The organism is Streptococcus sp. 2100, from assembly GCF_013276335.1.
In the GTDB taxonomy this organism is placed as follows: domain Bacteria; phylum Bacillota; class Bacilli; order Lactobacillales; family Streptococcaceae; genus Streptococcus; species Streptococcus pseudopneumoniae.
Genome location: NZ_VMKV01000012.1, coordinates 37,631 through 62,704, shown reverse-complemented (window position 1 = coordinate 62,704; position 25,074 = coordinate 37,631). Strand labels below are relative to the sequence as shown.

Genomic DNA, 25,074 nt, shown 5'->3' with positions numbered 1-25,074 from the left:
ATTGTTATTATATTTAAATAAGCAAAGTCTCAAAGTTTAGATTTTTAAGATTTCACTTCGAAATTTGTATTTTTTATTTCTTGTTTTCTATCTATTTCCCTATCCGCAACTTCCCAAACACAATCGAAATGTTTTTCCATCATAGAAATGAAATCTATTTCATCATTATTAGTTTTAAAAAAGTCATCTTTTTTAGTAGTTTTACGTTCACCTATCAACACAAAATTGGTCTCCCAATTATATGGAGGCAGAGTAACTCTTAAAAAAGCCTTTGTCATCTTCATATTTTTCTTTTTTTTATAAACCAACATAAACGGCAAACGATATTGTGTTGAATAATAGCGAATTTCCATTTGTCCACTTTCTACATATTTACTATATTTTTTAGTCACATCTTCAATTTCGATACTAATATTTGTGTCAGACTTTCGCAACCCTTCTTTATCCTCAAGTTTCTCTAAATCTGATAAAAAATTGGTATAGATCTGAGAACACAAAAAACGAATTTTCATTCCATTATTCATAGCATTCTCTAATACAGTTCTATTTTCCGAAAAAAAATCAATACCTGATATAAAAAGTAAATCCAATCTTTTAGTATTTTTACATAACTTTTTAATCTCTCTAGTCGAATGCTTTTTCTTTGCCACTACACCTTTAAATCCATACGATTTCATTTCTTCTGCAATACGAAAATCTCTTGTAATTTTTTTCGTCACTAAGTAACCAAAACCACCGATTATTCCAGAAGCTAATAGAGCTGATAAAATTGATTCTACTATCTTCTTCCAATCCAAATCCAGAATAAATTCAATTATATTCATTTAAAATACTCTCATTATGTTTTTTCATTTCTATGAGTTTTATTTTAGAATATCATTCAAAAACTTGTTTGTCAAATTCTTTAAAAAAGACTGCACCAAACGGTCCAATCTTTTTATTTTCTATCTAATTTTTATGCTTGTGGTTTGCGTAGGTAACCATAAACCACACCACTTACGATTGCTCCTACCAAGACAGCAACGAGGTAAAGGAGGGCATTTGAAGTAAGGGCAATAACGAAGATTCCTCCGTGTGGCGCCATGAGTTTGATACCAGTAAGACCAACGAGACCTCCTGCTACTGCTGAACCAAGAATGAAACTTGGAATCGCACGAGCTGGGTCAGCTGCACCAAACGGAATCGCTCCCTCAGTGATAAATGACAAGCCCATGATGATATTCGTCAAACCAGAGTTGCGTTCTTCCTTGGTAAATTTATCTTTGAAAAGAAGCGTTGCGACAAAGATTGCAAGTGGTGGCACCATTCCTCCAGCCATAACTGCTGCCATGGCTACAGAACCACCTGAAGAAACAGTCGCTGCAAGCGTACCTGTACCAAAGACATAAGCCGCTTTGTTAACTGGTCCACCCATGTCAACAGCCATCATTCCACCAAGGACGATACCAAGAAGGACAGCTGAACCGCCTCCAAGACCGCCTAGGAAGTCATTCATAGCAGTGTTGATTGCCGCCATCGGGATATTCACAGCTAGCATGACAAATCCAGTCAAGATCGTTCCAAGAAGTGGCAAGAGAAGGATTGATTTAGCACCTTCAAGTGAACGAGGAACTTTAACGTATTTCTTGATAGCAAGAACCAATGCACCTGCGATAAATCCTCCCACAAGGGCACCTAGGAAACCAGATGATACACCTGCAAGAGTTGAAGTTGCTTCACCACCTGCGGCATAAGGGATCTTACCAAAGGCAAACCCTTCTTTGGCAATAGCACCAGCCACGAAACCAGCTACCAAACCTGGTTTTTCAGCAATAGAATAGGCAACATAACCTGCAAAGACTGGAAGCATCAAACCAAAGGCAGCTCCACCAATTTTCATGAACATAGAAGCTAGTTCATGGTAGGAACCAAGATTACCAAGGTTTTCATTTGGAACGCCCAAAGCACCGTCAATCAAGAAGGCAAGGGCAATCATGATACCACCACCAATAACGAATGGCAACATTTGAGATACACCACTCATCAAGTGTTTGTAGAAGGCACCACCAAGGCTTTGTTTTTCGTTAGAGGCTGTTGCGGCTTTGGCACCATTAGCGGCACGGTAGATTTCAGCATCCCCAGAAAGAGCCAAGTTAATCAGCTCTTCTGTTTTACGGATACCGTCAGCAACTGGACGATTGATCAATGGTTTGCCATCGAAACGATCCATTTCAACTGCCTTGTCTGCTGCGATGATAACAGCTTTAGCCTTACGGATGTCCTCTGATGTTAGTTGGTTCCCAACACCGCTGGCACCGTTGGTTTCGACCTTGATACCAACCCCCATTTCAGCAGCCACTTTTTGAAGGGCTTCTTGGGCCATGTAAGTGTGGGCAATACCTGTCGTACAAGCTGTAACAGCCACGATAAAGTCACCAGAGTTATTGGCAGGTGCTTGAACAAGTTCCTCAGTTTTTTCTGAAGCTTGGTCAAAAAGTTCGATAACTTGGTCTGCAGATGTTGCTTGACGAAGTTTGTCTGCAAAACCGTCTTTCATCAAGTATTGAGACAATTCTGCCAAGGCTGCCAAGTGAGTATCATTGGCACCTTCTGGAGCTGCAATCATGAAGAAGAGGTCAGTTGCTTGTCCATCCAAGCTCTCGTAGTCAACACCCTTATTTGACTTAGCAAATAGAACTGTCGCTTCTTTGACAGCAGCGTTTTTGCTGTGAGGCATTGCGATACCGTCACCCAAACCAGTAGAAGTCAAGGCTTCACGCGCCAAAATGCCTTCTTTAAAAGTTTCAAAATCTGTTACATAACCGTGGTCTGTCAAATTTTTAATCATCTCGTCGATGACAGCTGTTTTTTCAGTTGCCTGCAAATCCAGCAACATGACATCTTTTCTCAATAAGTCTTGAATTTTCATCGTTTTTCTACCTCAACTTTTTCATATGTTCCTTTAATAAATTCCGCCGTTGCCAAATCATCTGAGAAGGTGGTTGCCGTTCCGCAAGCCACTCCCCATTTGAAGGCTTCTACTGCGTCTTTGGATTTGACAAATTCACCTGTGAATCCGGCAACCATTGAATCACCAGCTCCGACTGAATTTTTCACTGTTCCCTTGATTGGTTTAGCAAAGTAAGCTCCCCCAGATGTGACAAGAAGGGCACCATCACCAGCCATAGAGATAATAACATTTTGAGCACCTTTAGCCAGCAATTCTCGAGCGTATTTCTCAATTTGATCCAAACTTTCGAGTTTAACCCCAAAAATCGTTCCAAGTTCATGATTGTTTGGTTTGACCAAAAGCGGCTGGTAGTCCAAACTATCAATCAAGGTCTGTCCTTCAAAGTCACAAACCACTTGCGCACCCGTCTGACGCGTCAAGGCAATCAAATCCTTATAGATAACATTGCCTAGATTTTTAGCACTTGAACCTGCAAAGACAACTGTATCTTCTGCTGTCAGACTCGATAAAATAGCTTTCAACTCTTCTAGCTGGGCTGGTTCAACAGTTGGACCCCTTCCGTTGATTTCTGTTTCTTGGTCTGCTTTAATCTTGACATTGATACGAGTATCTTCTGCCACTTGGACAAAACGTGTCTCGATTTCTTCATCAACCAAAGTATCTGTGATAAATTTACCAGTAAAACCTCCGATAAATCCCGTCGCTGTATTTGGTATATCCAAACGTTTCAAGACACGACTGACATTGATTCCTTTCCCACCAGCAAACTTATCATCACTGTCCATACGATTGACACTACCGACTTGGACTTGGTCCAAACGGACAATATAGTCAATGGATGGATTGAGTGTGACTGTATAAATCATACTTCTATTACCTCCGTTTTCTCCTTAATAGCCTGCAAGAGCTCATGCCCTTGACTTGTGATAACGATAGCGCGTTTGAGTGGTGCTACCTTGGCAAAGCAAGTTTGTCCAATTTTTGACGAATCCACCAAGACGTAGGTCTGCTTGGCATTCTCCAAAATAGCTCTTTTCACAGCTCCCTCCTCCATATCAGGAGTCGTATAATAGCCATCGTCAACACCATTCATTCCGATAAAGGCACGGTCAAAGTGCAATTGGTTAATCTGGTTAAGAGCAACGCCCCCGATACTAGCATCTGTCGCCGTCTTGACGTTTCCTCCAACCATGACAGTTGGAATCTGCTTTTCAACCAACTGAGCGGCATGGTGAATGGAGTTGGTCACAACTGTAACATTCTTATTGACCAATTCATGAATCAAAAAAGCAGTTGTTGTTCCAGCATCGATAAAGATGACATCTTTTTCTTTAATGAGAGAGGCTGCCTTCTGAGCCAGCAACTTCTTTTCTTGAAGGTTTTTGACAGATTTTTCTTGAATGGTTTCTTCTTCTTGCAAGGAATGGGGCAATTCTGCTCCACCATGCACGCGACGAAGCTTGTTTTCCGCTTCCAACTCATCCAAGTCTCTTCGAACCGTTGATTCTGACGTTTCTAGCAAACTAACTAATTTTTCAAGAGAAACTACATGATGTTGATTTAACTCCTCTAAAATCAGTTGCTTACGCTCTGTTTTTAACACTGAATCACCTCCTGTTATCGTTTACACCATTCATTCTATCATACTTTTTTTCAAAGTCAAGCATTTTTTATCATTTTCCTTCAAATTCTGTCATTTTTCTTATTTACAGAATTTTTATTGCAAGATAAGGACCTTTATGGTAGACTATTTAAGTAAGTATTGGAAGATTACTCAAGAGGCTTAAGAGGCCGTGTTGGAAACGCGGTAGGCGTGTAATAGCGTGCGTGGGTTCGAATCCCATGTCTTCCGTGGAAAAACAGATCTAATACATGATACCCTAAAACTTTGTATTTCTATCTTAGTTTTTGGGTATTTTGTAATTTCTTTACAATCTCCACATCGTTTCAATATACAAGTTCTAGAGAGAGTATGAATTCTTTCCACTCCCTTCTTATCTCATACTATTTTACAAACAGTAAAAGACAAAATCTCAAATACTTCAAGTTTAATTAATCCAGTTTCTTAAACTCTTACTTTTTAACTAAACCATAAAAGATTTTCTTTTCGTTCTTTTTTTGATATACTTTACTTATAAAAACAGATAAATTAAATATCAAAACTTATTATGAAATTCTATAGAGTGTAAAATGAAGGGAAGAACAAAATGTCAAAAGTTGTTAAAGTTACAGGAGCAGAGGTTGTAATCTCACATAATGAAGAGTACTTAAAAATAAATCCATCTGAATTAAATTTTGTTCCAAAATTAGGTGACGAAGTTGAAATTCATAAAGTAGATGGTGAGATTATTATCATGAAAGTTGAAGATAAAAAAGACGACAAAATTAATATTAACATTGTCAATGAAAACAACGCTGTGCAAAATCAGTCACAAGTTGTTCACACTCAAGAAATCGCTACGGGTGTACATTATGTTAATAAGTGGGTTTATGTTATTCTTGCTTTATTCTTAGGCGGATTGGGTATACATCATTTTTACGCAGGATATAACGGAAAAGGTTTCCTTTTTCTGATTTTATCTTTAACAGGAATACCTGCTATTATTGCACTTTTCCAAGGCATCATAGCTCTCTTTAAGAAACCAGATGCATACGGAAGGATCGCTGTCTGATCTACATTTCAGATTTCCACTCTCTAGAATGTAGATAAAGTAGAAAGGAAAGATATGAAAGAGTTACTTCTGACAGATAGTGAAGCTAAAGCTCTCATAAAAATAATTAAAGCAATTGCTAATAAACACAATCGAACTCTTACGAATCGCAGTTCAGGTACTATTGACCTTGTTTGCAAGCATGATACTAGATTTATTTTGAACTACTTCTACAGCACTACAAGCAAAGTTTTTCATCTAAGGGAAACTCAACACAACTATACTCTCTTACGAATCAATCTAAATAATAAATTCCATAAGAACGCAAACGGCGAGAAAGTTTGGGGCAATCGAGTTAACATCTTCTCTGAAGAAGAGTATTATCAAAAAGGGGATGAAACAACTCATTACAAAGCCTATCCACTACCTTATGAAGATATTCTTAACACTGATGACTTCCTGAATATGCTTGATAATTTGCTTGACTATACCAATGTGAACAATCCTGAAAATATAGCAATTAATATACAAGAGGATTTGTTATAATCACCCTATAAAGAAAGGAGAATATCATGAATGCTACTGATATCAAAAATACCTATCTAAATTACATAAAAGAAAACGCTGTTTTTAACGATGTGACTGATACTCATACTGAAGTGATTACTCCTTTTATAGACCCATTAGGTGAAGCTATTGGTTTCTCAATAAAAAGCAATGGAAAACATTTGACAGTTACAGATGATGGTTATACTATCTGGAATTTATCCATTAATAATATTGATGTTACAAAAAAAGGGCGACGTCAAGACATCTTTAACTCACTTCTCCACTTTAATGGATTTGATTTACACGATGGAGCAATCGAACGAACGACTGGTAAAGAACATCTAGGACAAGTCATACATGATATGGCACAATTGCTGATGAATGTTTATGACTTTATTCAGCTAACACCTAACAATATTAAATCTCAATTTTTAGACGATGTTAAATCTTACTTCATGAAAAATGAGCATTACACAGTCTTTCCAGCTTTCTCAATTGCAGGTAAATCTCGTTTAGAACACCGCTTTAATTTTGTGTTTATGAGTAAAGGTATTTCAAAAATAGCCAGAGTTCACAATAACATAACCAAACAACAAGTTGATACTATCTTAGCTAGTTGGTTAGATACATCTGAATACCGTAGAAAAGAATATGGAGATACAGAACAGTTGTATATCATTGTAAGCGATGAAGGGTATAATAATATCAAAGATGACCATCAAATCGCTCTACAAGAGTATGGTATTAACATTTTGAACTTCTCAGATAAAGAACAATTAGAGGTCCAATTAGGGAAGTAACTACAAAAAATCCTATATTTACTAAAGCATGCAGAGGAATACTCGAATCGGAGAACGCTTTACGAAGTACATAGATTTCTAGGATGCAACAAATGTTGTATCCTTTTTTTGTATCCCTTTTTTAAAAATAGGGTCTGTTTTAGGCTCTGTTTGTGACTCCTTTTTTAGCAAAAGAATGCAAAGGAATACCAAAGACAAAAACAAAAAACGTTGATTTAACAACGTTTTACCAAGGAATGCAAAGGAATAATGGAGCCGGTGGGAGTCGAACCCACGTCCAAACACCTGCCAACATATTTGTCTACAACCATAGGTTATGTATTAGTTTAACAGCCCCTCGACACATAACTCAAGCCTAGAAACTGCGAGTCTATCAATCTCTTATCAAGCCGCTAGACAAGACTCAATCGTATCTCGCTAATAATAAGACCTGTCATTGAACACGAGCAATCCAAATCGGGTCACGCCTGCTGGTTTTTAGGCAGCTAGAGCGTAAGAAGTGTTATTTTTTGCAGTTATATTTAACTGAGCGTTTACGTCGCCACACGAGTCGCAAAATATGCCTCATAATGCCTGTCGAATCCGTAACGACCCCAAAAGACAATAAAACTATTATACCTTATCTAACACAAAAATGCAAAAAGAAATCACATACCTAAAAAAGATACTATTCGAGAAATTTAGCAAACTGGGATACTAACTACAACTTTCTCAGTGCATAACTTTACGATTATGAATAGAACTTACGAAATCCAATTAACACATACCTAAGATGAAGCTATCTGTTTTGAAGAAATTCACGAAGAGAATTATTCTAAAATACTTTCAGATGAGAATTTTCCTACTCTCTTTGTTTCAATTCATTTGAGTTTAAAAACAATAAAATCAATCCTTATATTATTCGGACTACTTTTCACTTATTGCACCAAAATATAGTAAAATGAAATAAGAATAGGACGAATAGATCAGGACAGTCAAACCGATTTCTAACAATGTTTTAGAATTAGAGGTGTACTATTCTAGTTTCAATCTACTATAAATAGGTTTCATTCGAACTTTAATAGACTATGAAAACCAGTGGAACTTACCCTGACACGGAATTCCACTGGTTTTTTCGATTTTTATCAGATTAACTTCTACTATTCTTAGCTGTGAAAATTAGTTTAGGACTTTAACTTATTTTCAATCTTCTAATCTAAAGGTCACTTCCAGTAAATAAAAATCAGGGTTCTCCTGACTTTTACTTAGCTAATTCTCTTTCTCGTTCTTTCATGATTTTATGATTTTCATACAAACGGGATAAGAACTTAGAAATTTCTTTTAAGATAGAATAGGTTGGCACTGCGACAATCATTCCAACTACACCATAGATATTGCTTGACAACAAAAGTAAAACCAAAATCGTGATTGGATGAACCTTCATAACACTTCCTACGATTCTAGGATATAATATATTGCCATCTACCTGCTGAACAACAAGCATATAAATCACTGCAATCAGCATTCTATGGGGATCAGTGAATATATTTGCGATGATCATAGGAATCAAACCAATACTTGGCCCCACATAAGGAATTAAATTGGCTACACCAGAAAAAATAGCAAAAACTAAAGCATATTTTAAACCAATAATACTATAGCCAATATAAGCTAAACAACCTATAATGATTGCGTCAATCGAAACTCCACTAATATAGCGAGCAATCGTCGCATTTAAATTCTTTAATAAGCCTGCAATATGCAAGCGATCCCTCTTTAGAACCGTTCTTTCAAGCATGGGCAAGAATTTATGTCCATCTAGTAAGAAATAAACCAAAAAAACTGGAGTCATAATCAAAATCAAAACAGTACTGATAAGAGCTGACAAGACGCTCCCCACACTATTTGATACGCTATTTAGGATCTTTTGAAGAATATCAACATAGGATAAGTTTAACTGCTGAATTGTAGCTTCTACATCCAAATTCTGGAGCGCAGGATAATTAGATAAGTCTATGATTAAGTCTTGTACTCGACTATAAATAGTTTGACTAGATATAATCAAGCTAGATAACTGATTAATCAAAATAGGTAAGAGATAGACAACACCTATGACCATTCCCCAGACCAAAGCACACAAGGTAATTAAAATACCAAGTAAACGATTGAGTTTACAGACTTTATTTAAGAAAGTAACAATAGGGTTTGTCAAATAATAAAGAAAGCCCCCTAATAAAAATGGAATCATAATTGTATTAAGCACGCTAACAAAAGGGTTAATCAAAGACCCCATCTGTCTCCATAGGTAAAAGATGATGGTTAAGAGTAAAATTTCTGTGGTCCAAAAAAATAATTTATTTCTACGAAACATGAGTTACCTCCCTCACTCTATTTTACCATATTTTCAAAAAGCTTAACGGATGAATTATTAAAGCAAGAATATTTTTTTTCTTTATGATAGAATAAGACTACTATGAAAAAAATATTGTTAACTTTATTAACTGTCTCCTTTTTAGGAGGTGCTTCTACTGTTGCTGCTCAAGATTTTAATATTGCTGCAAAACATGCCATTGCTGTTGAGGCAAATACTGGTAAAATTCTCTATGAGAAGGATGCAACGCAACCTGTCGAAATTGCTTCCATAACAAAATTGATTACTGTTTATCTGGTCTATGAAGCTTTGGAAAAGGGAAGTATTACCCTCTCCACTCCTGTAGATATTTCTGATTATCCTTATCAATTGACGACAAATTCTGAAGCCAGTAATGTTCCTATGGAGGCCCGTAATTATACTGTCGAAGAGTTGCTTGAAGCAACTCTGGTATCTAGTGCCAACAGCGCCGCTATTGCCCTAGCTGAGAAAATTGCTGGCTCTGAAAAAAACTTCGTTGATATGATGCGAGCAAAACTCTTGGAATGGGGAATCAAAGATGCCACTGTTGTCAATACAACTGGTCTGAACAACGAGACTCTAGGAGATAATATTTACCCGGGCTCAAAAAAAGATGATGAAAACAAGCTCAGTGCTTATGATGTCGCTATCGTTGCCCGCAACCTCATCAAAAAATACCCACAAGTTTTGGAAATCACCAAAAAACCTTCTTCTACTTTTGATGGGATAACAATCACTTCAACCAACTACATGTTAGAAGGTATGCCTGCTTACCGTGGTGGTTTTGATGGACTGAAAACAGGAACAACAGATAAGGCTGGAGAGTCTTTTGTTGGTACTACTGTCGAAAAAGGCATGAGAGTCATCACAGTTGTTTTAAATGCAGACCATCAAGACAATAATCCTTACGCTCGGTTTACAGCTACATCTTCACTAATGGATTATATTTCTTCTACATTTACACTTCGCAAAATCGTTCAGCAAGGCGATGCCTATCAAGATAGCAAAACCCCTGTACAAGATGGAAAAGAAGATACGGTCACTGCAGTGGCCCCAGAGGATATCTATCTAATTGAACGTGTTGGGAATCAATCTTCCCAATCTGTTCAATTCACACCTGATTCCAAAGCAATCCCAGCACCACTTGAAGCTGGAACAGTGGTTGGCCATTTGACTTACGAAGACAAGGACTTGATTGGTCAAGGTTACATCACCACAGAGCGCCCTAGTTTCGAAATGGTTGCAGACAAGAAAATGGAAAAAGCCTTCTTCTTAAAAGTTTGGTGGAATCAGTTTGTCCGCTTTGTTAACGAGAAATTATAAAAAAATCGCGATTTAAACCGCGATTTTTTTTATTACAAATTCATCTTCAAAGTTCTTGATTTTGAGTAGATCTAATGCTCAATGAAAATCAAAGAGTAAACTAGGAAGCTAGCCGTAGGTTACTCAAAGCACCGCTTTGAGGTTGTAGATAAAGCTGACGTGGTTTACACTTTGATTTTCGAATAGTATCAAAGTCCTTGATTTTGAGTATATCTAAAATCAAATTTTACCCAACTGACCCTTCCATCTCATAGCTAATCAAGCGGTTCAGCTCAACAGCATACTCCATTGGAAGCTCTTTTGTGAAGGGCTCCACAAATCCCATAACAATCATTTCTGTCGCTTCTGATTCTGACAATCCACGACTCATGAGGTAATAGAGTTGTTCTTCTGAAATCTTAGAAACCTTAGCTTCGTGTTCCAAAGCAACTTGCGAATTGTGGATTTCATTAAATGGAATAGTATCTGATGCCGACAAGTCATCCATGATAATGGTATCACATTCAATGTGAGAAACAGATTTCTTAGAGTTCTTGTTAAAGGTTACTTGACCACGGTAGTCAACCTTTCCTCCGCCTTTAGCGATGGATTTAGACACGATAGACGAACTGGTATGTGGAGCATTGTGAATCATCTTGGCACCGGTGTCCTGGTGTTGCCCTGCATTAGCAAAGGCAATAGAAAGCATAGTACCACGCGCCCCTTCTCCATCTAGGCAAACAGATGGGTATTTCATGGTTGTTTTGGCACCCAAGTTTCCATCAATCCACTCAACAGTCGCATCTTTCAAGGCTTTAGCACGTTTCGTTACCAAGTTATAAACGTTATCAGACCAGTTTTGGATGGTTGTATAACGCATATAAGCTCCATCCAAGGCAAAGATTTCGACAATGGCAGCGTGCAAGCTGTTGCTTGAATAAGTCGGTGCTGTACATCCTTCTACGTAATGGACACTTGCTCCTTCATCAACGATAATCAAGGTACGTTCAAACTGACCTGTATTTTCGTTGTTGATACGGAAGTAAGTTTGAAGAGGAATATCTACCTTGACCCCTTTTGGTACGTAGATAAAGGTTCCACCTGACCATACTGCTGAGTTGAGGGCTGCCAACTTGTTATCTGTTGGCGGTACCAACTTCGCAAAGTATTGTTTAAACAAGTCTGGGTATTCCTTGAGGGCAGAATCCGTATCTGTAAAGATAATCCCCAATTTCTGGAACTCTTCCTTCATGTTGTGGTAAACCACTTCTGACTCATACTGGGCAGAGGCACCAGCTAGATAAGCACGCTCAGCTTCTGGTATACCAATACGTTCAAAGGTTTCTTTAATCTTTTCAGGAACGTCATCCCATGAACGAGCTGGTTTATCAGATGGTTTTTGGTAGTAGATCAAGTCATCAAAGTCAATCTCTGACAAGTCTGCTCCCCAAGTTTGCATGGGCATTTTTTTAAAGGTTTCGTAAGACTTCAAACGGAACTCTAACATCCACTCAGGTTCTCCCTTGGCAGCTGATAGTTCACGAATGACATCTTCATTCAATCCTTTTCCTGTCGATAGGACAGGCTCTACATCATCATGGAAACCAAATTTATATTCACCAAGGTCAATTGGTTTTGGTTCTACTCTTTCTTCAGCCATAATATCCTTTCTTTCATTCTTCATTTCTACTGATTCATAAGACAAAAGAAACTTGTCTTATTGTTTTTCTTGATTTTCAATTGTTTTCTTAAGGGCAGTCCAAGCCAAGGTCGCACACTTAATCCGTTGTGGAAATTTTGCAACACCTGACAAGAAGGCTGCATCACCTAGTTGGTCTTGGCGGTCATCTTTTTGTCCTTGAACCATTTCAGAAAAAATTGTCGCAAGTTCTAAAATTTCTTGTTTGGTTTTTCCTAAAACTGCGTCCGTCATCATGCTTGCAGAGGCAGTCGAGATGGTACAACCTGAGTTTAGAAAAGCGATATCCTCCAAGCGGTCATCTGCATCAAACTTGACGGAGAGATTGATGACATCCCCACAGGTAGGATTGTTGAGACTGATTTGTTCAGCGTCTTCTAACTTCCCTTGGTGATGTGGATTTTTCGAATGGTCCGCTACCACTGCCATATAAAGGCTATCTAGTTTAGAAAGTGCCATTGAAAAACTCCTTTGTCTTTTGTAAGGCATCGACTAGCTTGTCGCAATCTGCCTTGGTATTGTAGATATAAAAACTTGCACGAGCTGTTGCTGGAACATCCAAATACTGGAGCAAGGGTTGCGCACAGTGGTGACCCGCACGAACTGCCACACCTTCATAATCCAAAGCCGTTGCAAGGTCGTGAGGATGAAGGTCGCCTAGGTTAAAAGCAATGACACCTGAACGTTGAGCCAAGTCCTGTGAACCATAAATGGTCAGTCCTTCAATCGCCTGTAATTTTGGATAGACATATGCAATCAGTTCCTGTTCATGGGCTTCGATGGCATCCATACCAATCTTTTCCAGATAATCCACTGCTGCTGCCAGTCCGATAGCACCTGCCATGTTAGGAGTTCCAGCCTCGAATTTCCAAGGCAATTCCTTCCAACTAGCCGATTGTTCGTAGACGAAATCAATCATCTCGCCGCCAAATTCTATTGGAGACATTTGCTCCAGATACTTTTCTTTGCCGTAAAGGACACCTATCCCAGTCGGACCAGCCATCTTGTGACCTGAAAAGGCAAAGAAGTCCACATCCAAGTCCTGAACATCAATCTTCATATGAGGCGTAGATTGAGCACCATCCACCACCATGATGGCTCCAACTTGGTGGGCTATTTGAGTGATTTCCTTGATAGGATTAACCACTCCAAGAACATTTGAGGCATGAGCTAGGGAGACAAATTTCACCTTATCAGTCAATTTAACTCGCAAGTCATCCATATCCAAGGCACCGTCCCTGAGATAAACATAGACAAGCTCTGCCCCAGTCTTACGGCAGGCTTCCTGCCATGGAATGATATTGGAATGGTGTTCCATGACAGAAATCAAAACTTGATCTCCCTCAGTCAGAATCTCCTCAGCAAAGCGAGCTACCCAGTTAAGACTGGTTGTCGTTCCTCTGGTAAAGAGAACTTCCTTTGTAGAGTCTGCATTGATAAACTTACGAATGGTTTCACGAGCCGCCTCATAAGAAGCTGTCGCCCTTTCTGCCAAGGTATGAACACCACGGTGAACATTGGCATTGTCCTTCTCATAGTAGCGGTTAATCGTTTCAAGAACAGCTAGTGGTTTTTGTGTCGTTGCAGCATTGTCTAAATAGACCAATGGCTCATCGTTGACAATCTGGTCTAAAATTGGAAAATCCTTGCGAATCGCTTCTACATCTAACATAGGCTACCCCTTAGCGTTTTGACAATTTTTCTTCGATAGTCGCAATCATTTCATCACGAACTTCCTTGACTGGAATCTCAACGATAACGGAGCCAAGGAAACCACGGACAACCAAACGTTCTGCAGTTGCCTTATCCAAGCCACGGCTCATGAGGTAGTACATATCTTCTGGATCCACCTGACCGATAGAAGCCGCGTGTCCTGCAGTAACATCATTTTCGTCAATCAAAAGAATTGGGTTAGCATCTGAACGCGCTTGGTCTGAAAGCATGAGAACACGACTTTCTTGTTGCGCATCTGCTCCCTTAGCACCCTTGATGATGTGACCGATACCATTGAAAGTCAAAGTTGCTTTTTCAAGAATAACCCCATGTTGAAGGATATTTCCAATTGAGTTGCAACCATAGTTGGTTACACGAGTATCAATCCCTTGTACCTGACGGCCACTTGAAAGAGCTACAACCTTGAGATCTGCATGGCTACCATTTCCAATCAAGTCGCTATCAAAGTCAGCAACAACATTCCCTTCGTTCATGACACCAATCGCCCAGTCAATACTTGCATCGTTGCCTAATTTACCACGACGGCTAATGTAAGCAGTGACGTTTTCACCTAGACGGTCAATCGCAGCAAACTTCACTTGAGCACCAGAACGTGCAATCACTTCGACAGTGATGTTTGCAGTTGCTTTTGTACTTCCTTCACCACGTGACTCTAAACGCTCCAGATAACTAATCTTAGAATTTTTACCAGCGATAATCATAATATGCTTGTTAAACGGTACATCGCTATCGCTGTCTTGGTAGAAAATACCTTCGATTGGTTCTTTAATCTCAACATTATCAGGAATATAGAGGACAGCACCACTATTGAAATAAGCTGTATGGTAGGCTGCCAACTTATCATCGTCATACTTGACAGATGACATGAATAATTCCTCAACAAGCTCTGGAATTTCTTCTAAAGCTGAATGGAAGTCTGTAAAGACGACACCCTGTTGAGCCAACTCAACTGGAATTTGCTCAAAAACAGTTTGCGTTCCTACTTGCACCAACTTCAAGTGGTTATCTAAAGTTGTGAAATCTGGAACATTTACTGATGGCTCGCTTTCTGTAATCGTTCCATCACCCAGATTCCAACGGTGGAATTTGACACGCTCAATAACTGGTAATTCCAAAGTCTCAATCTTGTCAAAAGCTTTTTGACGGAGGTCAGCCAACCAGCTTGGTTCAGCGTGCATTTCTGAAAAAAGTTTAATATTTTCTTTAGTCATTTACTTCTCCTAAAAGATACGAGGGAATTACAATTCTTCCTTGTAGTCGTAGCCAAGTTCTTCAGCTAGTTTTGCGTATCCTTCACGCTCCAAACGCGCAGCCAATTCTGGACCACCAGAAAGGACAACACGACCTTCCATCATGACGTGTACCACGTCTGGTGTGATGTAGTTCAAAAGACGTTGGTAGTGAGTGATAATCATAGCACCAAAGCCTTCACCACGCATAGCATTGACACCTTTTGATACGACTTTAAGAGCGTCAATATCAAGACCAGAGTCAATCTCATCCAAAAGGGCAAAAGTTGGTTCCAACATCAAAAGTTGAAGAATTTCATTTCGTTTTTTCTCACCACCAGAGAAACCTTCATTGAGATAACGTTCAGCCATTTCTTCTTTCATGTTGAGCAATTCCATTTTCTCGTCCAACTTAGTGATAAACTCACGAACTGAAATCTTTTCATCATCTTCTTTACCAGCATTCATAGCGGCACGAAGAAACTCAGCATTGGTAATTCCAGGAATTTCAGATGGGTATTGCATAGCAAGGAAAAGTCCCATACGCGCACGCTCATCCACTTCCAACTCAAGGATGTTTACGCCATCAAACAAAACTTCACCTTTGGTTACTTCATAGTTTGGATTTCCCATGATAGCGGCAGAAAGAGTCGATTTACCTGTACCATTTGGTCCCATGATAGCGGCAATTTCTCCTGTTTTCAGGGTCAGGTTCACCCCTTTTAAAATTTCTTTTCCTTCAATCTCAACGTGAAGATCTTTGATTTCTAATACTGACATGATAGTTCCTTTCTTTTTCAAGACCTTTACAGTGCTTACTAGAAACATACTAGTTGTCTCTAGAAAATACGGTAATACTCAATGAAAATCAAAGAGCAAACTAGGAAGCTAGCCGCAGGTTGCTCAAAGTACCGCTTTGAGGTTGCAGATAAAGCTGACGTGGTTTGAAGAGATTTTCGAAGAGTATAAAAGGTCAATAAATATACTTTTATAGTATAACAAAAAAAAGCCTAAAAGGCTTTGATTTTGTCTGGAAGCTGAGGGCTAGTCTTTCCTATTAAAATGCTGATCGATGACATCAACGATTTTGCCCATCACATAACTGACACGAAAATTTCTGAAGAGTAAAATTGCCCAAAAGGCTGCCATAATATAGCGGCCAGTCATCCAGGCTTCATTGAAAAAATAGGTCTCAGCAGCTGTAAACAGCGCCATAATAATAAATTGTTGTTTATTCATAAATTTATTGTATCATGAAATCTTTCTTTAGTCTTCCTCTACCTTCACTTTATCAGCCAAAAATTCAAATCCTTCTGGAATCAGACTTTCTTCTGCTTCTTTTTCAGTTTGAGAAGATTTGGCTTTGGCTGAAAAGGCTGCGCGAACTTCTTTCCATTCCTCCATGGAAATAGCTAAAATCTCAGGTGAAAAACCTGCTGCCTGACTGAGGATGTTGCCAAACATAGTGTTGAGATTGTCCCGTTTCATGGTTTGACCAGCATTAAAGTTAGACTCAAAAGCAAGAATTGCATGGTGTTCATTGGCCGCAACCGGTTGAGAACCAACCAGCAAAGCCTTATCCGGCCCACCTAGACTTTCAATTACCTCTCCCCAGGCATTCTGCAAGCGAATCAGGTTTTGACGTGCCAAATCAGGATTTTCGACAGCCTCTTGTAAGATAGATTGCACTTTATTGCGATCTACACGATAGACTGTTTTGCCCGTAGCTGGACGACTAGGAGCTGGACTTGTTGGCTTGGATACAGTTCCCACATTTGCGAGTTCTTGTTTGAGACGTGTCACTTCCTGTCTCAGCGTAGCAATTTCATGTTCAACTGCCCCAGAAAGAGCTAGTTCAGGCTTAATCTCTGCTAAACGGATGGTCATCATCTCAGCATAAATCTTGGGCTGCAAACTAGACTTAATATCTGCTAAACTCACTGTCGCTAAGCGAATCATTTCAAACAGATTTTCCTGAGGAAGTGCCAAATTTTCTACAAAGACTGGACTATGATGAGTATTTTCTCCCCCTGTTTGAACAATTAACAAGTCTCTTAAATAGTGCAAAAGGTCGGTCACAAAACGGGTCATGCTCTTACCATTATCAAAAAGAAGATTCAAGCAAGACAAAGCTTTGGGAACATCCTGTTGAGACAAGGCAGCCACATAATCATCCAAGGCTGATAGGCTAATGGTGCCAGTAATTTCTTCAGAGATGGCAGTCGTCAATTCATTTCCCTGTGTCAAACTCAGGGCTTGATCCAAAATAGACAAGGCGTCCCGCATTCCACCTTCCGCTCGTCTGGCAATGATTTCCACAGCCTCTGGTTCAGAACTGATATTTTCTTTTTCTAAGATATAGTGGATATGTTCCTTAATATCCTGTGTCTTAATTGATTTAAACTCAAAACGTTGCACACGGGATAAAATAGTAGCAGGAATCTTGTGCAATTCAGTAGTGGCCAAAATAAAGACTACATTCTGTGTTGGCTCTTCCAGCGTCTTTAGGAGGGCATTAAAAGCCCCTGTAGACAGCATGTGAACCTCATCTATGATATAAACCTTATAACGAGCAAGACTAGGGGCGTAGGTAGATTTATCACGAATTTCACGAATTTCATCCACCCCATTATTAGAGGCCGCATCCATTTCAATGACATCTTCTAAACTACCGTCCGTCACTGCCTGACAAATATAGCAGTTATTACAAGGTTCACCACCCACTTGATTGGGACAGTTCATAGCCTTAGCAAAAATCTTAGCTACACTGGTTTTTCCCGTTCCACGTGGACCAGAAAAAAGATAAGCATGACTTATTTTTTCTTGTTCCACTGCTTGTTTAAGAGTCTTAGCCACAACTTCTTGACCAACCAACTGGGAGAAGTTTTGACTTCTATATTTTCGATAAAGTGCTTGATACATTAAGATTTTTCCCCAAACATTGTAAAGTCCCATTCCGTCTTTTCAAGCAAAATAGCAACAAATTGTTCCAAATAATCTCGATCCATAGCATCGTAATCCTCAATCTCTGAAGAATCCAAATCCAGAACTCCAAGTAGTTGGCCATTCTTTATCATCGGCACCACAATTTCACTTTTAGCTAGACTGTCACAAGAAATATAGTTGGGATAGGTACTTACATCACCAACCAGGACTGTTTCCTGAAACTCAGCAGCTTCACCACATACGCCCTTGCCTAGTGCAATACGGATACAGGAAACACCTCCTTGGAAGGGACCTAAAACCAATTCCTTTCCATCGAACAAATAAAAACCTGCAAATACGGTATTCGGAAAACGTGATTTTATGAGAGCACTGGCGTTGGAAAGATTAGCCAAAACATTGGTCTCGCCTTCCAATAGGAAGGACAATTCTTCATTTAACATTTGATAACGTGATTGTTTTTCTGATTTTAACATAGAACTATTATATCAAAAAAGGAGCAGAGACAAAAGAAAAATCCCTTGTTTAGTAAACAAAGGATTTTGTGAATTTTCAATTTGATTAAAGTTCGATATCACCAAACAAATCAGCCATTGAAAATCCTGTTTGTGTTTCTGGAAGTTCGAAATCACGCTTCTCTTGACGTCTTGGACGACGTGGACGAGCAGCACGTTTTTCTTCTTTTTGTCCTTCTTCTTGAGCTGGACGTTCTTCAAGAGCTTTAATAGAAAGTGATACACGCTCTGCATCTGCGTTAACTTCAAGAACTTTAACTTGAACTTCTTGACCAACTTTAAGAGCTTCTTTTGGATTTTCAATACGTTTGTGTGAAATTTGTGATACGTAAACAAGTCCATCGATACCTGGCAATACTTCAACAAATGCACCGAAGTCAGTCAAACGTTTAACTGTTCCTTCTACTACATCACCTTTAGCCAATTTTTGCTCAACACCATCCCATGGTCCTGGTACTGTTGCTTTAAGTGAAAGTGATACACGTCCTTCTTCTTCGTTAAGATCAAGGATTTTCACTTCAATTTCTTCACCAACAGTTACAACTGATTTTGGTGAAACGTTACGTTCATGTGACAATTCAGTCAAGTGAACCAATCCGTCAACACCACCAAGGTCGATGAAAGCACCGAAACTTGTGATACGAGCAACTTTACCAGTTACAACATCACCAACAGCAAATTTACCAAATACTTCAGCGCGAGCTGCTGCTGTAGCTGCTTCAACAACTTCACGACGTGAAAGGATGAAGCGGTTTTCTTTAGCATCAACTTCTTTGATTTTAGCGTCAAATTCTTGACCTACAAAACGCTCAGTGTTACGTACGAAACGAGTATCCAACATTGAAGCTGGGATAAATCCACGAACACCTTCAAATTCTACTGAAAGTCCACCTTTAACGGCACGAGTTCCTTTAACAGTAACAACTTCTTCTTCGCGACCAACAAGTTTGTCCCATGCTTTGCGAGCTTCAAGGCGTTTTTTAGATACAAGGTATGTAACTGTATCAGTATCTTTACCAACTACTTGACGAAGTACAAGAACATCCAATACTTCTCCTACTTTAACAAAGTCATTGATATCTGCATCGCGATCGTTTGTCAATTCGCGAAGAGTCAAGACACCTTCAACACCAGTTCCAGAGATTGCAACGTTAGCTTGAGTCGCATCAACTGTCAATACTTCAGCACTAACAACATCACCAGTCTCAACTTGGCTAACGCTATTTAGCAAATCTTCAAATTCGTTCATCTAAAAAATCCTCCAACAATCAAGTTTTTTCTTAAACTTGACATACTTATAATTTTTTTCCTAAGCACCCGCAAGGACATGTTCATATCATTCACGTCTTTCAATTATAAAAATAAAATACCCTAAGATATTTTGCTTTTTATCTTGATTATTACCTAAGAACTGGGGTAGCTGGATTCGAACCAACGCATGAGGGAGTCAAAGTCCCTTGCCTTACCGCTTGGCTATACCCCATTGATAAAATGGAGAGAGAGGGATTCGAACCCCCGAACCCGAAGGAGCGGATTTACAGTCCGCCGCGTTTAGCCTCTTCGCTATCTCTCCTACAATCAACATGGACTATTATATCATGAAAATTTCAAAAAAACAAGACTTATTTTGCTAAATTATAATTTTCAATCAAAATTTCCACAGCTTTTTCCAATTTTTTATAAAAACTATCGACATTCCCATTCTTTATGATGGCAAATTGTCCATCTAATTCGGCAATTTCTCCGATAATTTTTTTACCAATGATCAAGGTATAGCCTTCAAAACTGTCTTTTCCTACATTAACTTTGGCATCTGCTACTTGAATTTCGATTTTTTTATCTTTCTTACTCATTTCATACCTCTCTTCACTTTTTCTATTGTACAAGAAAATCCTAAAACTAGCAAGAAAAAACTCTATATCAGGCTTGTCTGATATAGAGTTTTATGTAAACAACCTCAATCGGTTTAGCATAGCTAATAGTTAGTAAACAAGCATAATTGACTATCCTTTTTAGGTTATCAGTGAGTCTCACCACCTACTAACTGCAAATCCTTATCTTTGTAGTCTACAATAGCTTCAATAGCTAGCTCTATGCCTCTTACAATATCGCATAGACTCATTCCTGCAGTATTCGGCTTATTTACTACTTGTTCCATCATATATGGAATATGCATGAAACCTGCTCTCATATTAGGGAATTTTTTATCCACTAAATAAAGAGCTTGGTACATCAAATGATTGCAAACAAAGGTTCCTGCACTATTGGACACAACTGCTGGAAGTCCCTGTTTTTTAATAGCTTGTACCATCGCTTTGATAGGTAAACTACTAAAATAGGCCGATGCTCCATCAATACGAATCGGTGTATCAATTGGTTGATTGCCTTCGTTATCAGGTATGCGAGCATCATCTTGATTAATAGCCACTCGTTCAGGTGTTAAGCCGGTCCTGCCGCCTGCTTGTCCAATACAAAGTACAGCATCTGGTTGATATCGTAATATTTCTGCCTCTAAAACTTCTGACGACTTATAAAAAACCGTTGGAATTTCTACCCAGCGAACTTCGGCCCCATTAATCTCAGATGGTAATAATTTTACAGCCTCCAAAGCTGGATTAATCTTTTCACCTCCAAAAGGATTAAAACCTGTAACCAATATTTTCATTTTATTTTCCTTTACTAAAATGCGAGAAAGTACATTAAGAATATGTGAATAACAATCATTACTAGAGCAACACCTGCTTGAGACTTTATAACGCCATTCTGATCTTTCATATCCATCAATGCTGCTGGTAGAGCGTTAAAATTAGCAGCCATTGGGGTCAATAAGGTCCCACAATAACCTGCTGTCATGGCAAGAGCACCAGCCACAATTGGATTAGCTCCTAGAGCAAATACAAAGGGAACTCCAACACCTGCTGTAATAACGGTGAATGCTGCAAAAGCATTTCCCATAATCATTGTGAATAGAACCATTCCAAGAACATAGGCCAAAACTCCTATAAAGCGACTATCTGAAGGAACAATACCGCTAATCAGATGAGAGATAACATCACCAACACCTGCTACAGTAAAAATAGCCCCCAAAGCCCCTAATAATTGGGGAACAATCCCACTTGTTGAAACTTGCTGAGTCATTCGATTATTTTCTGATAACAGACTCTTAGGGTGACTATTGGTAATCACAAGAACAGAAATTGTAGCAAACAAGGCGGCAAGGCTAATCGAAATCTTGCTAAATTCTGGAATCATTTGCGCTAAGACCAACGCAAGTATTGCCATCAGCATAACTGGAATAAAAATTTTATTTTTCAATCTATTAGATTCAATATTGGCTTTCATTTCATCCAAGGATGGCAAGGTTCCGATACGGACTTGCTTAAACAATGTTAACAGCGATAATAGGATTACAATAATACCAATACTCATATTTGGCATATAGGAACCACCTATAAACGTAATAGCCAATAGAGTCCAAAATGCAGATGTTCCAAATCGGACTGGATTTGTTTTATCTTTATAACTACAATAGGCTGTATGGAGAAATTGACAACCAATCACAATATAGGTCAACTCTAATAGTTGCTTTGCCAACTCTGTCATTTTTGTTCTCCTCCCCTAGTCTTTTCTGATGTCAATTTTTTATCAAATAAATAATTGTAAATCCCCACTACAATAAGTGTTATAACAGCAACAATAATAGATGCAGAAGCAATCCCTGCATAATTGCTTTCATAGCCTAACTGATCTAATGTTCCCCCTATCAAGAGGACTCCCCCAGCACCTACAAACGTATTTTGAGCAAAGAAATTTCCAAAATTTTCATTTGCAGCCGCACGCGCTTTTATTGTCTCATCTTCAACCTCTGTTAACTTTCTACCTAATTGAGACTCTGCTGCTGCTTCTCCCATAGGTTGAACCAAAGGTCTGACAAACTGAGGGTGTCCTCCTAGACGAATTGAAAAGAAACCAGCTAACTCTCGAATAAAGAAATAAACTGTATAGAAGTTTCCAACTGTCAGACCTTTAATCTTTCGAATCAAATCAATTGATCGTTGCTTGAGTCCAAAGGTTTCTGACAGTCCCACAAGAGGTAAGGTAACCATAAAAATCGTGAGCACTCGCTGATTGCTAAATTCTTTTCCCAAAATCTCCAAAAATTCAACGAGAGAAACACCTGAAACTAAAGCTGTAACCAAACCAGCTAAGACTACTGTTGCAATTGTATCAAATTTTAAAATAAAACCCACAACAATGATTGCTATTCCTATTAATCTAATCCACTCCATATCAAACTCCTTTATATCCAAAATGACAGTATTTTTAAAATTTTATCAAGATCAATACCATTCCTTATTTAATGTGTTTTTCTAGTTCTTTTTGGTATTTGCTATTGGATTCCAATTTTTCTTTTTGCCATTTTTCAAGAGCTTCGTCATATTCTTTTGTTGTAACAATATCTTTTTGCAATCTCATTCCTTTAAAGATATATGGATCCCCCTTAATACCAACTTGTGAGTATGGTTTTGAGAATGGCACGACATTACTTACAACTGGAGAACCACCAGATGAGGCTGTTGGCATCAATAATGAACTATCTGTCAACCAAGCTTGAGCTTTTGCATATTTTTCATATCTCTTCTCTAGGTCAGTGGTCTCAGAAACAGCATCTTCTAACAATTTCTTATATTGATCCAAACCAAGTTTCGCTACAACATCCTTATCTTTTCCTTTAGTAATACCAAGGTGTTTCATGGCAGAACCAGATTTTGGATCCATAATATTCAAGTAAGACGCTGGATCTTGATAGCTTGGAGCCCATCCTGTACTGTTCAAATCATAGTCTTTTTGAGAAGGAACACGCGCTTGTGAAGTGATTGTTTCCTTTTCATTATCTGTCATTTGAAGAACGTCGATAACAACATTTTCAGCACCAAGAGTTGATTCGATTGACTGTTTGAAAGAGTTGCTTTGTTGAACGGCGATGGTATCTGTTTGTTCAACTGGGACATCCAAGTGAATTGGGAAAGTGACCCCTTTAGATTCCAAGTCTTTCTTAGCTTTTTCGAACGTAGCTTTAGCCTTGTCAGGGTTGTAAATAGAGTCCTTACCGTCAACTAGCTCAACACCTTTCCATTGGTCACCGTAGTTCACCAACTCTGCTTGAGCGATTTGACCAAAGTTCTTACCCCCTGCTTGTACAAAGTTGTCAGGAACGAGGCTGTTACGAATAATCTTGTCCGCACCATCTTCACCGTTTAGCTGGGCAGCATACGAATGACGGTTGAAGGCAAAGTTGATAGCCTGACGGAAGTCCTTATTAAGCATAGCTTCTTTTGTAGAAGTCTTTTGCTCTTCGCTTGTTTTCGCAGTTTTATTGTATGACTGACGATTTACGTTAAAAGTAAAGTAATAACTACTTGAGTCCTGTGGGCTATAAGTGATTTTATCTCCGTATTCTTTCAAAGTCGAAGCAAAGTTTGAGCTGCTTGGGAAGAGACGGGCTGTCGTATAAGCACCAGAGGAGAAGCTACGGATCAAAGACTCCTGATCTGAACCATCGTAGTAGGTCAATTTAATCTTCTCAATTTTAACATTTTCTTTATCCCAGTAATTTGGATTTTTTTCATATTCAATCAACGATTTAGAAGTCAATGTTTTTAAGAAATAAGGTCCATTGTAGAGAATCCCTGCTGGGCTAACCTCTCCGTAATTCTTTCCAGATGCCTTTAAAAACTCTTCATTTACAGGCAACATCGTCGCTGTTGTAACTTTTGAATTCCAGAAACTTTCTGGCGCATTCAATGTATACTCAACTGTGTAGTCATCCAAAGCTTTAACACCAACTGCAGAGAAATCATTGGTTTCACCAGTCATATAGGCGTCCAAGCCTTTGATTGAATTTTGGATGAGAGAGACACCGTCTGACTTACCATCAGCAACGTGTTTTAGTCCTGTCACAAAGTCATGGGCTGTTACTTCTGCGTATTCTTCGCCTTCTGATGTGTACCATTTCACTCCTTTACGAAGTTTATAGGTATAAGTCAATCCATCTTTTGAGACAGACCAATCCTCAGCCAAAGAAGGAATAACATTACCATATTTATCATTTTCCATCAAACCATCAACGACATTTCCGATAATATCTGTTGTGGATGTACGCGTTGCTATGCTGTAGTCCAAGGATGCTGGATCCACTGCATAGACATAAGAAAATGTTGTCGGAGCATCTGCTTCTTTATCAGCTTTTCCACAGGCTGCTAAAAGATGTTGTGCTTAGGATAAGTCCTGTTGTTAAAATCCACTTTTTCGATTTCATAAAAATCTCCTT

At 38.8% G+C, this 25,074-nt stretch carries 22 protein-coding genes, 3 tRNA genes, 1 other RNA gene and 1 pseudogene; 5 read left to right on the top strand and 22 right to left on the bottom strand.

What is annotated here, in order from left to right; translation table 11 throughout:
* Window positions 1-44 precede the first annotated feature (44 nt).
* The 4 genes from HT669_RS01995 to HT669_RS01980 all read right to left on the bottom strand — a co-directional run bounded on the left by HT669_RS01995 (window position 45) and on the right by HT669_RS01980 (window position 4,553).
* The gene (locus HT669_RS01995; protein WP_001021165.1) at window positions 45-824 is read right to left on the bottom strand and encodes a hypothetical protein; all 780 of its coding nucleotides are present in this window, start codon (window positions 822-824) and stop codon (window positions 45-47) included.
* Window positions 825-955: 131 nt separating this feature from the next.
* Window positions 956-2,908, bottom strand: a complete 1,953-nt coding sequence (locus tag HT669_RS01990) for a fructose-specific PTS transporter subunit EIIC (protein ID WP_050222951.1) — start codon at window positions 2,906-2,908, stop codon at window positions 956-958.
* Complete coding sequence (gene pfkB, locus HT669_RS01985) at window positions 2,905-3,816, bottom strand: 1-phosphofructokinase (protein ID WP_050222950.1); 912 nt, start codon at window positions 3,814-3,816, stop codon at window positions 2,905-2,907. Before pfkB ends, HT669_RS01990 begins: the two co-directional genes overlap by 4 nt.
* Window positions 3,813-4,553: a DeoR/GlpR family DNA-binding transcription regulator gene (locus HT669_RS01980; RefSeq protein ID WP_000920642.1), complete on the bottom strand. Its 741-nt coding sequence runs from the start codon at window positions 4,551-4,553 to the stop codon at window positions 3,813-3,815. Before HT669_RS01980 ends, pfkB begins: the two co-directional genes overlap by 4 nt.
* Window positions 4,554-4,714: 161 nt before the next feature.
* On the opposite strand from HT669_RS01980, the gene HT669_RS01975 reads away from it, so the two are divergent.
* The 4 genes from HT669_RS01975 to HT669_RS01960 all read left to right on the top strand — a co-directional run bounded on the left by HT669_RS01975 (window position 4,715) and on the right by HT669_RS01960 (window position 6,950).
* A tRNA-Ser gene (locus HT669_RS01975) sits at window positions 4,715-4,802 on the top strand.
* 355 nt (window positions 4,803-5,157) lie between these two features.
* On the top strand, window positions 5,158-5,622 hold the full coding sequence (locus HT669_RS01970) for a TM2 domain-containing protein (protein WP_023936165.1): 465 nt from the start codon (window positions 5,158-5,160) through the stop codon (window positions 5,620-5,622).
* A gap of 54 nt (window positions 5,623-5,676) precedes the next feature.
* A complete protein-coding gene (locus HT669_RS01965) occupies window positions 5,677-6,147 on the top strand; it encodes a hypothetical protein (RefSeq protein ID WP_050222949.1) in 471 nt (156 codons plus the stop codon).
* Between the two features lie 26 nt (window positions 6,148-6,173).
* Window positions 6,174-6,950, top strand: coding sequence for a DUF1828 domain-containing protein (locus tag HT669_RS01960; protein WP_172922022.1), 777 nt, complete (start codon window positions 6,174-6,176; stop codon window positions 6,948-6,950).
* 247 nt (window positions 6,951-7,197) lie between these two features.
* On the opposite strand, the gene ssrA is transcribed toward HT669_RS01960, so the two are convergent.
* Window positions 7,198-7,545: a transfer-messenger RNA gene (gene ssrA, locus HT669_RS01955) on the bottom strand.
* 645 nt (window positions 7,546-8,190) lie between these two features.
* Window positions 8,191-9,300, bottom strand: coding sequence for a cell elongation protein CozE (gene cozE / locus HT669_RS01950; protein ID WP_023936171.1), 1,110 nt, complete (start codon window positions 9,298-9,300; stop codon window positions 8,191-8,193).
* A 102-nt stretch (window positions 9,301-9,402) separates the two neighbouring features.
* Between cozE and pbp3 the strand changes: the two genes are divergently transcribed.
* Entirely contained in the window at window positions 9,403-10,644 is a 1,242-nt protein-coding gene (gene pbp3, locus HT669_RS01945) for a D-alanyl-D-alanine carboxypeptidase PBP3 (RefSeq protein ID WP_050222947.1), read from the top strand.
* 226 nt (window positions 10,645-10,870) lie between these two features.
* On the opposite strand, the gene sufB is transcribed toward pbp3, so the two are convergent.
* The 16 genes and pseudogenes from sufB to HT669_RS01865 form a co-directional block, all read right to left on the bottom strand.
* Window positions 10,871-12,283, bottom strand: a complete 1,413-nt coding sequence (sufB, locus tag HT669_RS01940; RefSeq protein WP_050222946.1) for a Fe-S cluster assembly protein SufB — start codon at window positions 12,281-12,283, stop codon at window positions 10,871-10,873.
* Between the two features lie 57 nt (window positions 12,284-12,340).
* The gene (gene sufU / locus HT669_RS01935; protein ID WP_050222945.1) at window positions 12,341-12,781 is read right to left on the bottom strand and encodes a Fe-S cluster assembly sulfur transfer protein SufU; all 441 of its coding nucleotides are present in this window, start codon (window positions 12,779-12,781) and stop codon (window positions 12,341-12,343) included.
* Entirely contained in the window at window positions 12,768-13,994 is a 1,227-nt protein-coding gene (locus tag HT669_RS01930) for a cysteine desulfurase (protein WP_050222944.1), read from the bottom strand. Before HT669_RS01930 ends, sufU begins: the two co-directional genes overlap by 14 nt.
* A 10-nt stretch (window positions 13,995-14,004) precedes the next feature.
* Window positions 14,005-15,267 carry a Fe-S cluster assembly protein SufD gene (gene sufD, locus HT669_RS01925; protein WP_101514360.1) on the bottom strand — a complete coding sequence of 421 codons (1,263 nt, stop codon included), beginning with the start codon at window positions 15,265-15,267 and terminating at the stop codon, window positions 14,005-14,007.
* A 27-nt stretch (window positions 15,268-15,294) separates the two neighbouring features.
* Complete coding sequence (sufC, locus tag HT669_RS01920; protein ID WP_000114489.1) at window positions 15,295-16,065, bottom strand: Fe-S cluster assembly ATPase SufC; 771 nt, start codon at window positions 16,063-16,065, stop codon at window positions 15,295-15,297.
* Between the two features lie 264 nt (window positions 16,066-16,329).
* The gene (locus HT669_RS01915) at window positions 16,330-16,524 is read right to left on the bottom strand and encodes a DUF3272 domain-containing protein (RefSeq protein ID WP_001041547.1); all 195 of its coding nucleotides are present in this window, start codon (window positions 16,522-16,524) and stop codon (window positions 16,330-16,332) included.
* Between the two features lie 27 nt (window positions 16,525-16,551).
* Window positions 16,552-18,207, bottom strand: coding sequence for a DNA polymerase III subunit gamma/tau (gene dnaX, locus HT669_RS01910; RefSeq protein ID WP_050222942.1), 1,656 nt, complete (start codon window positions 18,205-18,207; stop codon window positions 16,552-16,554).
* The gene (locus tag HT669_RS01905) at window positions 18,207-18,704 is read right to left on the bottom strand and encodes a GAF domain-containing protein (protein WP_023932849.1); all 498 of its coding nucleotides are present in this window, start codon (window positions 18,702-18,704) and stop codon (window positions 18,207-18,209) included. The genes dnaX and HT669_RS01905 overlap by 1 nt, the downstream gene beginning before the upstream one ends.
* 85 nt (window positions 18,705-18,789) lie before the next feature.
* Window positions 18,790-19,992, bottom strand: coding sequence for a 30S ribosomal protein S1 (gene rpsA, locus HT669_RS01900; protein ID WP_172922023.1), 1,203 nt, complete (start codon window positions 19,990-19,992; stop codon window positions 18,790-18,792).
* A gap of 162 nt (window positions 19,993-20,154) precedes the next feature.
* Window positions 20,155-20,226: transfer RNA gene (locus HT669_RS01895), tRNA-Gln, on the bottom strand.
* Window positions 20,227-20,235: 9 nt separating this feature from the next.
* Window positions 20,236-20,316: transfer RNA gene (locus tag HT669_RS01890), tRNA-Tyr, on the bottom strand.
* 49 nt (window positions 20,317-20,365) lie between these two features.
* Entirely contained in the window at window positions 20,366-20,596 is a 231-nt protein-coding gene (locus HT669_RS01885; RefSeq protein ID WP_050222941.1) for a DUF2969 family protein, read from the bottom strand.
* A 167-nt stretch (window positions 20,597-20,763) separates the two neighbouring features.
* A complete protein-coding gene (pcp, locus tag HT669_RS01880; protein WP_050207861.1) occupies window positions 20,764-21,408 on the bottom strand; it encodes a pyroglutamyl-peptidase I in 645 nt (214 codons plus the stop codon).
* A 14-nt stretch (window positions 21,409-21,422) separates the two neighbouring features.
* Window positions 21,423-22,346, bottom strand: coding sequence for a DUF979 domain-containing protein (locus HT669_RS01875; RefSeq protein WP_050222940.1), 924 nt, complete (start codon window positions 22,344-22,346; stop codon window positions 21,423-21,425).
* Window positions 22,343-23,032 (bottom strand): DUF969 domain-containing protein, encoded by a 690-nt coding sequence (locus HT669_RS01870; protein ID WP_023940979.1) that lies wholly within the window; start codon window positions 23,030-23,032, stop codon window positions 22,343-22,345. Before HT669_RS01870 ends, HT669_RS01875 begins: the two co-directional genes overlap by 4 nt.
* Window positions 23,033-23,096: 64 nt before the next feature.
* A pseudogene (locus tag HT669_RS01865) lies at window positions 23,097-25,062 on the bottom strand (peptide ABC transporter substrate-binding protein).
* Window positions 25,063-25,074: the final 12 nt, after the last annotated feature.